At 60.5% G+C, this 10,814-nt stretch carries 9 protein-coding genes; 5 read left to right on the top strand and 4 right to left on the bottom strand.

Translation table 11 applies throughout. From position 1 onward, the window contains the following. Positions 1–287 precede the first annotated feature (287 nt). On the top strand, positions 288–1,391 hold the full coding sequence (locus VF629_RS10930) for a hypothetical protein (RefSeq protein ID WP_331058512.1): 1,104 nt from the start codon (positions 288–290) through the stop codon (positions 1,389–1,391). Between the two features lie 226 nt (positions 1,392–1,617). Further along, a complete protein-coding gene (locus VF629_RS10935; RefSeq protein WP_331058513.1) occupies positions 1,618–3,723 on the top strand; it encodes a hypothetical protein in 2,106 nt (701 codons plus the stop codon). 42 nt (positions 3,724–3,765) lie between these two features. On the opposite strand, the gene VF629_RS10940 is transcribed toward VF629_RS10935, so the two are convergent. The 4 genes from VF629_RS10940 to hppD all read right to left on the bottom strand — a co-directional run bounded on the left by VF629_RS10940 (position 3,766) and on the right by hppD (position 8,750). Further along, entirely contained in the window at positions 3,766–4,203 is a 438-nt protein-coding gene (locus VF629_RS10940) for a hypothetical protein (protein ID WP_331058514.1), read from the bottom strand. Between the two features lie 133 nt (positions 4,204–4,336). Beyond that, positions 4,337–6,073: a phospho-sugar mutase gene (locus VF629_RS10945; protein ID WP_331058515.1), complete on the bottom strand. Its 1,737-nt coding sequence runs from the start codon at positions 6,071–6,073 to the stop codon at positions 4,337–4,339. 123 nt (positions 6,074–6,196) lie between these two features. After that, the gene (locus VF629_RS10950; protein WP_331058516.1) at positions 6,197–7,417 is read right to left on the bottom strand and encodes a T9SS type A sorting domain-containing protein; all 1,221 of its coding nucleotides are present in this window, start codon (positions 7,415–7,417) and stop codon (positions 6,197–6,199) included. A 199-nt stretch (positions 7,418–7,616) separates the two neighbouring features. Further along, positions 7,617–8,750, bottom strand: a complete 1,134-nt coding sequence (gene hppD, locus VF629_RS10955) for a 4-hydroxyphenylpyruvate dioxygenase (protein WP_331058517.1) — start codon at positions 8,748–8,750, stop codon at positions 7,617–7,619. A gap of 162 nt (positions 8,751–8,912) precedes the next feature. Between hppD and VF629_RS10960 the strand changes: the two genes are divergently transcribed. From VF629_RS10960 to VF629_RS10970, 3 genes are all read left to right on the top strand, one after another. Beyond that, on the top strand, positions 8,913–9,299 hold the full coding sequence (locus tag VF629_RS10960; RefSeq protein WP_331058518.1) for a hypothetical protein: 387 nt from the start codon (positions 8,913–8,915) through the stop codon (positions 9,297–9,299). 170 nt (positions 9,300–9,469) lie between these two features. After that, complete coding sequence (locus VF629_RS10965; protein ID WP_331058519.1) at positions 9,470–9,829, top strand: DUF952 domain-containing protein; 360 nt, start codon at positions 9,470–9,472, stop codon at positions 9,827–9,829. A 102-nt stretch (positions 9,830–9,931) separates the two neighbouring features. Beyond that, positions 9,932–10,753, top strand: a complete 822-nt coding sequence (locus tag VF629_RS10970) for a hypothetical protein (protein ID WP_331058520.1) — start codon at positions 9,932–9,934, stop codon at positions 10,751–10,753. Positions 10,754–10,814 lie beyond the last annotated feature (61 nt).

Here is a 10,814-nt window from a genome sequence, read left to right on the forward strand (position 1 = left end):
TTAAAGTCGTCCGGGGACGCGGACTACAAACTCCGCGCTACATCGCCCCAAAACTGTGCTAAACGACGAATTCGACTCCATCACAACGCCGCCGGCACAGAATATAAAGTCTCATTATGGTGCTCTTTTCGGATGGTAAGAAATTTATTTACAACATCTTAATTCGTTGTCTGGGTTGCGTTCAAAAGTCCTGAACTGACAAATTCTGCGTTGTAAGCCGCTTTGGCGTCCCGCTACCTTTCCGCTGCCTGTCGCTATTGACGGGCGTATCTCACAGCGGAAAAAAAATGATGACTACCGTACTCGCCGGCTGGACCAGCCGCAATGGTCTTGGGTTGCTGATGGGCGCCCTCTTGATTCCGGGATTGGCACTGGGCCAACTTAAACCCGTAAATCGAACCAGCGAGGCGGCAACCAGTGCCGCCACCTACGACACGCACAAGCACCTTACGGTGGGCGTTACGAAGTTTGCCGAAGCGCGCGCTGCACTCTCGGGCTTCATCCAGCGCCGGGCCGTGCGCGTGCAGAAGCAGGAAGAAACCCCCGAGCAGCTCATTGCCGAGTTTGCCTTGGCCAGCCGCGACCTGGCGCCCCTCGACTCGCTGACGGCGGCACTGGGTTTCGTGCTCGAAAACAACCTGAACTCTCAGGACCTGGGCGGCCGGGTAGGGGAGCTGCGGGCCGACCAGCAGCGCGCCACCACCAAATTGGCCGATGTGCAGCAGCAGCTGGCCCAGCCCGGCCGCACCGTGGAAGAGCGCAACGCCCTGCGCAATGACGCCGACCGTGCCACCGACCGACTGGCCGACCTGAGCCAGCAGCTGGCCGGCATCAGCAGCCACGCGGGCCAGGCCTACGTGACCCTGCGCCTGTACGACGAAGTGAGCTTCCCGACCGGCAACCGCCGCGTGAGCTTTGTGAACATGCCCGGCGTAGAATACGGCTACCTGCGCCTCGACAACCCCAAAGTGGGCCTCACCAGCTCGGCCTACCAAGGCTACTCGCTGAAGTACCTGGTGACGCGGGGCAAAAGCTACTTCAACCTGGGCGTGTACAAGCCCGTGACGAGCAACCCCACCGAGGAAGAGTTTATCAACGAGCTGTTTGTCATCAACTTTGGGCAGGACTTTTACCCGCGCAATTTTGGGCGGGGCCGGCGGCGCTACTTCAATCTGTACACTTCCTATCAGCTCGGCGGCTTCATCGTGAATCGCAACAGCGACAAAGGCAACGAGTTCATCCCCAACCTCAACTTGGGTCTGGGCCTCGAAATCCTGAAAACGCGCCACGTCCTGCTCGATACCAAAGCCAGCTACTTTGTGCCGCTCAATGGCCGCAGCCGCGACTTGCGCGGGGTGCTGGGGCAGGCGTCGTTCAATTTTGTGTTCTAAGGACCGCGTTGCGCCCACGGCTTCCATCGGGGTTGGGGGCGCAACGCGGGCTTTGGCCGCGGCCGTTTTTGGACAGGCCCGAACAAGAAATTAGCGCCCACGCTTTGTTGCCGGCTGTGGCAAGCGCGACCTTTGCAGTTGTGGGACGAAATTCCGCCCGCCTGACTACATGTTCGCCTCGTTGTCTTCTCGTGTAATTCTAGCCGTTTTTGGTATTTTACTGGGATTGATGCCGTGTGAGTCGGTGGCCCAGACGGCGCCCAACGGGCCCGTGGTGCTGCACGATGCCAGCTTGCGCACCGACACGGCTACCTACTTGCTAAGCCGCAACACGGTGGCGGTGCAAGGGGTGCCGACGCTGTACTTCTGGTTTCGGCGCGATGATGAAACCGCGGAGCTGCGCCTGTACCCGGCCAACGCAAGCAGTTCGAAGCCCTTGCGCCTGCGCCGCACGTCCGATTATCAGCAGCTCGACTCGTTGACGAAGGAGCCCGACGGCGGCTTTCGAACCCGGCTCAAGTTTCAGAACCTGACCAGTAGCCGGTTTTTGCGCCTGGTAGTGGAGCAGGCTTCCGATTCGGCGGGGCGGCCGGTGCGGCAGCAAGTGGTGCCGTTGCTGCCGCTGGCGCGCACGTCGCTGGCCTTGCGAGTGGCCGACAACGAGCTGTACGTGGGCGAGGAGAAGGTATTTGAGCTCACCAGCTCCAATGCGCGCAACGTGCACGCCACCGGCGAGTGGGTGCGCGGGCCGGAGTTCGACTACCGCCTGGTGGCCGAGGCCAACGGCATGCTGCGCCTGCACGTGCTGCCCAACCAGCTAGGCCCGCGCACGCTGGTGCTGAAGCTGCAAACCGAGCGGCCCACGCTGCTGCCCGGTAACCGCATCAGTTACCAGCTGCCGGTGCTGAGGCAGGAGTTTAACGTAAAGGCCAGTCGCTTGCGCTTCCTATCGCCCGACCAGCGCAGCGTGACCATGGACGACGCCAGCCGCCGCCGCGGCGTGGAGCTGATACTCGACAACGGCCGCAGCTTTGAGCTGCACCGAACGTACCGCGTGGAGGAGCAGGAGGAGCCGGGCGGCACGCTCATTGCCGAAATCTACACGCGCCAGTACCTGAGCAACGACCGGGTGCTGTGCTACTTCCGCCCCTACAACACCCACCGCCAAACAGCCGGCTACCTCTACATCAAGGACAACGACGCCCCCCGGTACCTCACCAACCTTGACATTACGCCCCAAACCGTCATCCGCAACGTGCAGGTGCTGCACCGAGGCGGCGAATGGACGTCGTCGCTGAGCGTGAGCCCCGGCGAAACCGTGGACGTGCGCCTGGAAGGCGAGGGGCTGCAAAAGGCGCGGGTGTCGTTCGAGGACTTGCCCATCATTCCCTCCGACTCGTCGGTGCGCACCGACGCGCGGCTGGTGTACCGGGTGCAGATGCCGGTGGGCTTTGCCAAACGCAAAAGCACGATTTACAACGCCGGGCAGCCCACGGGCCACAGCCTGAGCGTGCGCGAGTTTCAACGGCCGCACGCGCTCGATTTTGTGTCGGTGGTGTACGGCGACGCCGCGCAGCCCATCACGCGGCTGGGCGGGCCGGTGCTCTACGGCAGCACCATCCGCGACGTGGTGTTTCAGTTCAACCCGAACGGCATTGATAAGGGCGAGCAACTGTACGGCAAACAATTCTTGAGCTTTGAGGTGCGCACCCTCAACGCCAAAGGCGACCTGATTGAGCTGCGCAACATCGACAACGTGGTGATTTGCCCCGGCGACAATTCTCCTCGCGCCGCCTTCTATGCCGACAAGCAGTGCCGCACCGACCCGCTGAGCCTCAACTCCGTTCTCGGCCGCAAAACCTATGACCTCGACGAGTGGAGCCGCATTGTGGTGACGGTGAAACACCAGGCCAGCCAGTACGCCGAGCCCGGCTACACCCAAACCGTGGAGCTGGTGCTCAAGCGCCAGTACAAGTTCGACATCGACGTCAGCTTTCCGGCCGGCCTGCTCACGCGCAAGCAGAAAGAGGACAAGTTTGGCGACCTCGGCGGCATCTCGCTGGCCACGCTGGCCCAATTCAGCTTCTACAGCCCCAACAAAATCAATCGGCTGCGGCCGTATAAAATCGGGGCGGGCTTCGTGGCCCTCAACGCTTTCAACCTGGGCAGCAGCACCGCCAACCGGGACCTGGGCGTGGTCATTCTGGGCTCGGTGTACCCCACGCGGCGCGAGGCCAAATTCACCTTTCCGCTGTACCTGGGCGGCGGCTATTTATTAGGAAGCTCCCAGTGGTTTTTCATGCTGGGGCCGGGCATTGGGGTGCGGCTGTAGGGCAAGCTTGCTGGCTTGGAAAAGGTGCGTAAAAATTAGCTGTTACAAATTGGGATAAGGGTTATCCAAAGTTGATTTTCGCCAAATACTGTTGTCGGCCCGATTCAATGCTTCCAATAAATTGAAGTTGCTTCCCAGTTTACCCGCAATTGAATCAATAGGCGCTTCGAAACCTTCATCATCTAAGATGCTGCCATTGGTTTCTCTGGCTAAAAAATAAGCTACTCTACTTCCTAGAGCTTCCGTAGTTGCATTTACCTCAAACACGCCTGGAGATTCATCGACAGATTCTATCTCGAAAGAATAGTTAGCTCGCTGTCTGTCGCATTGATACAACCAAGTCCATTCTCTGCTTGCTGGATTATAGCTGTTGCCTTCCGAATCAGTATTATAAAAATCATCCCATATGAACGATGTCACAACTCTGAAATCAGGTCTAAGGCCATTGACTTTAATTCTAATCGAGTATACAAAAGACATATTCGTTTCAAATAAGCGTCATGCTGAGCGCAGCCGAAGCATCTCTCCCGCAGTAGTAAATAGATTACTTGCGCAATAGAGATGCTTCGGCTGCGCTCAGCATGACGGGCTCATGGGAGATAGAAAGCTTACGCTATTGCAGCTGCATATCCGCAATGATGGCCTTGATTTTCTCATGACCCAGGCGGTTGGCCAAGTCAAAATCGACGGCTGATTTCAGGGGCTGCTTCACGCTGAAGTAGAACTTGATTTTGGGCTCGGTGCCGCTGGGGCGGGCCGATATTTTGCTGCCGTCTTCGGTGATGAACTGCAGCACGTTGGAGCTTTCCAGGCCGGTGTCGGTGGTGATGCCGTTGAAGAGGTTGTGGATTTTGCCGGTTTTGTAATCCCGGATTTCCACCACTTTCAGGCCGGCAATGGTAACGGGCGGGTTGGCGCGCAGGCTGGCCATCATCTCCTGGATTTCCTCGGCGCCGCGCTGGCCCTTTTTGGTGAGGGAAATCAGGTCTTCCACGTAGAGGCCGTAGTTGGCGTACATGTGCGTCATTTCCTGGTAGAGGGTGCGGCCCTGGTCCTTGGCTACGGCGGCCATTTCGGCCACCAGCGCGCAGGCCGACACGGCGTCTTTGTCGCGCACGAAGTCGCCGATGAGGAAGCCGTAGCTTTCCTCGCCGCCGCCGATGTAGATTTCCTGGCCTTCGAGGTCGCGGATGAGGCCGGCGATGTACTTGAAGCCGGTGAGCGTCTGGTAGCTCTTCACGCTGTGCTGGCGGGCAATGTCGCCCAGGATTTCACTCGTCACGATGGTGTAGACGATGTAATCTTTGGGGGTGGACTGGCCGGCGCGGTGGCGGGCACTCAGCAGGTAGTTGGTGAGCATGGCAGCCGTCTGGTTGCCGTTCAGCAGCACCCACTCGCCGTCGTCGTTTTTCACGCCGACACCCACGCGGTCGGCGTCGGGGTCGGTGGCCAGCACGAGGTCGGCATTGGTGGCCTTCGCCTGGTCAAGAGCGAGTTGCATGGCGCTTTTCTCCTCCGGGTTGGGCGACTGCACGGTGGGGAAGTTGCCGTCGGGCGTGGCCTGGGCTTCCACTACGTTCACGTTGGTGAAGCCGAACTCGCGCAGCAGGCCCGGCACCAGCGTGATGCCCGAGCCGTGAATGGGCGTGTACACGATGTTCAGGTCGTGCTGGCGCTTGATGGCCTCGCGGTCGATGCGCAGCTTTTTGGCCTGGCCGAAATACAGCTGGTCGAGGTCGGTGCCAATGCTGATGATGCGCGACGGGTCGGCCTCAAACCGCACCTCGCTCACGCTGGTGATTTTGTTGACTTCGGCAATGATGTTTTTGTCGTGCGGGGCCACCACTTGGGCGCCGTCGTTCCAGTACACCTTGTAGCCGTTGTACTCCTTGGGGTTGTGCGAAGCCGTTATCACGCAGCCGCTTTGGCACTCCAGCTCGCGGATGGCAAACGAGAGTTCGGGCGTGGGGCGCAGCCCGTCGAAGAGGTACACAATGATGCCGTTGGCCGAGAAAATGCCGGCCGCAATTTGGGCAAACTCGGCGCTGTTGTTCCGGCTGTCGTGCGCAATGGCCACCTTGATTTGCTGGCCGGGGAAGCTTTGCAGCAGGTAGTTGCTCAGGCCCTGCGTGGCCATGCCCAGCGTGTAGCGGTTCATGCGGTTCGAGCCTGGGCCCATCACGCCGCGCAGGCCGCCCGTGCCAAACTCCAGGGTGCGGTAGAAGGCGTCGGTGAGCTGCTCGTCTTGCCCGCTGGTTTGCAGGGCGCGGATAGCAGCTTGGGTTTCAGGGTCGTAGTCGGGCGTGAGCCAAGTGTTGATGGTGTTCTGAATTTCGGGGGCGAGGGCCATGGAGCGGAATGAAAAGGTGTTTGGGTAGGGCGAAAACGGCCGTAAAGGAAAGAAGGTTGAACTAAAAACCGGCGCGCACCCACCTAACGGCCTTGGTAGGTGCCTTGCAGATTAACTCGGCGCTTATTGTATTTCCACTTTTCTGGCAAAGCTGCCGGCCGCCGACTCCACGCGCAACACGTACAGGCCGGCGCTCAAGTGGGCCACCAGAATTTCCGGCACGGCGCTGCTGCCAGCCGCTTGCGTTTCGGTGGCCACCACGCGCCCTTGCAAGTCTTGCAGCACCACCCGGAGGGCTAGGCCGCTCTGCGGCCGCTCGATGCGGAGCGTGCGGCTAGTGGGGTTGGGGTAAATGGAAAAACTGTCGTCGGCCCGCGCAGCCGAGGCCGTGGGCACAAGCGGAGCCAGCCAGGCGCTGGTGTTGAGCGAGTACAGCCGCTGGGGAACGGTGAAGGGGCTGTTCAGCCGTTCGTTGGACACAAACACGCGGTAAGGTCCCACAAAGCAGAGGCCCTCGGCCTGACCGATGAGCAGCGCATTCGGCAGCTCGATGCGCCGTTTGTTGCCCTGAAAGTAGTGCGTGGTGGGAAAGTCGGAGAGCAGCCACACGAACGTGGCCCCGGTGCTGGGGGTGTAGCCCAGCAGCGCGCCGCCGCGCCCCGCGGGGTTGAGACTGGCCGCCGTGATGAGGCCATTTACGTTGAAGCTGGCTTTGAGGCGCGCCGTGTGGGTTCCGGGCTGGGCCGGGATGACGTAGTAATTGGTGCGGGCATCGGCCCAGTTCTTCGTGAACAGGTGCAGCGAGTCGTTGGCGTAGAAAAACGCTTCGCAATCGAAATTGTGGTTATTGATGCCGGGGTTGAAATTGGTTTGGTCGGGGTAGCTGAAGTTGATGGCTTGGGCCGTTACGCTCACGGCCGCGGAGGTGCCGATATCGGATTTGGCCACGCGCAGCACGCGCAAGTCGCGCCGGTCGCCAGCGTTGTTGCCAAAGTCGCCCACGTAGAGGTGCTGGGCGTCGGCCGTGATGTCTTCCCAGTCCACGTTGTTGAAATTGGAAATCGTTACCTGCTGCAAGACGTTGCCCGAGGTGGAGTCCACTTTGAACAGCACGGGTGAGTTGCCGCTGTCGTTGAAAGTCCACAGGTTTTGGCTGGAATACACGAGGCCGGAGGTTTCGGGCACGGCGCTGGCCAGGGCCGTTTTTAGCAGCAAAGCGGTGCTGGTGGTCGCGTATTGGCAGGTGCCGTTGTTGCTGGTGGCGGCCGGGTTGTAATTGGTAGCGCGTGGGTCGGGGCAGCCGCTTTGGCCGCGCACAGGAACTGTTGCTAGGGAAGCAAGCAAGAATAATAGGAAAATAAATCTAGCCATCTTGCAATATAAAGCAAGAACGTCATGCCGAGCGCAGCCGAGGCATCTCGCGTGTAATAGCAACTCAATCGTTAAGACGAAAGGAGTACTACCCCACGCGAGATGCCTCGGCTGCGCTCGGCATGACGTTCATGGTTATCAGCAGACGCGGCTTCAGCCCTGGGGCGTTTTCCTACAAGTTGCCGCGCAACGCCTGCTCGCGCTCAATGCTCTCGAACAAAGCCTTGAAGTTGCCTTTGCCGAAACTCTTGGCGCCTTTGCGCTGGATGATTTCGTAGAACACGGTGGGCCGGTCTTCCACGGGCTTGGTGAAAATCTGGAGCAGGTAGCCTTCCTCGTCGCGGTCCACGAGCAGGTTCAGGGCTTTCAGCGACTCCAAGTCCTCGTCGATGGCGCCGATGCGCTCCAGCAGGTCGTCGTAGTAGGCGCCGGGCACGGTCAGGAACTCCACACCACGGCGGCGCAGCTCGGTAACGGTGGCGCGGATGTCGTTGGTGGCGATGGCAATGTGCTGCACGCCAGGCGAGTGGTAGTAGTCGAGGTACTCCTCAATCTGTGATTTTTTCTTGCCTTCGGCGGGCTCGTTGATGGGGAATTTCACGTAGCCGTTGCCGTTGGAAACCACTTTGCTCATCAGGGCCGAATACTCGGTGCTGATGTCCTCGTCGTCGAACGTGAGCAGGAGCTTGAAGCCCATCACGTCCTCGTAGAACTTCACCCACTGGTTCATTTCGCCCCAGCCCACGTTGCCCACGCAGTGGTCGACGTGCAGCAGGCCCACCGGGGCGCCTTGGGGCACGCCGCTGCTCTTGGCTACGAAGCCCGGCATGAAGGGGCCGGTGTAATTGGTGCGCTCCACGAAGGTGTGCACGCTCTCGCCGTAGGTGTAGATGCCGGCCAGGGTCACCGAGCCAAACTCGTCTTCAATGGTGTAGGGCTCGAAAGCCGAGCGGGCGCCGCGCTTGGTGGTTTCCTCGTAGGATTTGCGGGCGTCGTCCACCCACAGGGCCATCACTTTCACGCCGTCGCCGTGCTGGGCCACGTGGCGGGTGATGTCGGAGTCGGGCAGGAGAGAGGTGGTGAGCACCAGCCGGATTTTGCCCTGCTGCAACACGTAGCTGGCACGGTCGCGCAGACCAGTTTCGGGGCCGGCGTAGGCCACCAGCTCGTAGCCGAACGCGGCCTGGTAGTAGTAGGCCGACTGCTTGGCGTTGCCGACGTAAAACTCAACGAAGTCGGTGCCTTTGAGAGGGAGGAAATCCTGGGCGGGCTGGGCCAGTACTTCGGGGGAGGTCATGGTTTGCATGGGAGGGATACGAAAAGGAGGGTGGGATGAACGGGGTAAAAATACGGGTTCCAGTGGTTTCGACCCGAAAATGGCGCCTGCTGCCAAAAGCCCGACTCGCAACCGGTGCGCGTTTGGCAATTCATTCCCATTTTTGTGGCGAATCCTCTGCCATAGCGCCCCATGAATACCGAAGAACTGAACCGCGCCCTCGTGGCCCTGATTGAGAAGAAAGCCGAGCTGCACACCCTCACCTACGACGACGCCCGTTACGACGACGTGGAAGAAGCCCTGCACGACTTGGAGGACGACTTCAACGACGAATACGGCGATTTCCTCGAAACCGCGCTCGACAAAGTACACACCGACCTGAAGTCGGACACCGACGTGCTGCTGCCCACCGCCTACCTGCCCAGCACGCCCGGCTCCACGCCCTCGCCTAAAGAAGGCGTGTGGGTTGACTCGGAGAAGTACCCCGGTAAGGAAGCCCGTATTACGCTGATTCCGAACCCCGTGCGCATCATGCTCACCGTGGGCAAGCAGGTGCAGCAGGAGCTGTGGAAAGCGTAGGCCGCTGCGCTTAGAAGCACCTAGAAGCACCAAATTCAGACCGTCATGCTGAGCGCAGCCGAAGCATCTCGCTCGGGGCAGTAATCCAATCGTAAGAAAAGAGTTACTACCCCACGCGAGATGCTTCGGCTGCGCTCAGCATGACGGTCTTTTTTACTTGTCCCCAACCCATGCTCTACCGCATTGCCGAGCCGGACGACTGGCACCAAACCCAGCAAACCGGCTTTTTTGCCAGTGCTGATTTGGCCGCTGAAGGCTTCATTCACTCCTCCGAGCAGCACCAGATTCTGGAAACGGCCCGCCGGTACTATGCCGGGCGCGCCGACTTGGTGTTGCTGGAGTGGGACGAGGACGCGTTGGCCGGTGCGCGGGTGCGCGTGGAGCGCGAATGGGTGCCTAGCCGGCAGCAGCATTTTGCGCACGTTTTTGGACCGGTCCCGCTGACGGCCGTGCGCCGCAGCTGGCCCTTGGCGGCTACTGAGGACGGAGCGTTTCGTCTGCCGCACGAGCTGGAAGCACCAACGAAATAAAATATAGGCCAGCATGCAACCTTGAGGGGACTTGTTGCATCTTCGGGGCAGAAGCAATTGTATAAATCTGTCGGTTTTATGCTGCCTTTTACCCTTCGCCCGATGCGCTGGCTGGCCTTGGCCGGGTTGGCGTCCGCTTGTGCTCCCACCTACCAATTGGGCCTGAAACCCGCCACGCCCACGGGCCTGTATGCCGAAGGCCGGGAGCAAGCCCAGGCCGTGGCCGACAGCGTGGAAGTGCGCCTGAGCTTTGTGTGCTACGAGCCCACGCGCGTGGTTTTCGAAGCCGAGTACCGCAACCCCACCCGTCGCTCTTTGGTGGTCGACCCCGCGGCCTTTAAATACGAAGCCAACCGCATGCCCGCCCCGGCAGCACCCGGACGGAAGGCCAAGCGCCCCAAACCCCTGCCCGGTGCTGAAGTAACGGCTGCGGTGGCCGCCGCCAGCATGTCGCTGCCCTTGCCGCCGCTGCCGCCCCAGGCCGTGGCGGCCTTCGACCCGGAACCCGAAATCACCACGTTGCGCGAGCGCGCCGAGAAAGCCGCCCGAAAAGCTGCCCGCATCGACTGGCTGGGCTTGGCCCTGGGGGCTGCCAGCCTGGCTACTGACGTGGCCAGCATCGGCAAAAAAGAAACCGAGGCGCAGTACCAGAGACGCGCTGCCATTCACGATGCTGCCGTGACGTACAACGTTCTTTCCACCGCGGTCAAGATTGAGCAAGCGGTGGCATCTGAGGTGATGCACCAGCGCGCCGCCATGCTGGAGGAATACGCCCTGCGCAAAGTGACTTTGGCGCCCGGCGAACAAGTGCGCGGCTACCTCTACTTTCCGCGCTACGACGCGGCCGATGGGTTCGTGCTGAAAGCGCCCGTGGGGAGCGGCGTGGTGCCGCTGGAGTTTGCGCAGGTGCGCAAGCGGCTCTAAAGGCGCGTGTTCTTTCGAAGCGTTACTAATATCAATGAGAGGGCCCGGCCGCGGTGCACAA

Origin of the sequence: Hymenobacter sp., assembly GCF_036388155.1 — a bacterium.
Classification (GTDB): domain Bacteria; phylum Bacteroidota; class Bacteroidia; order Cytophagales; family Hymenobacteraceae; genus Hymenobacter.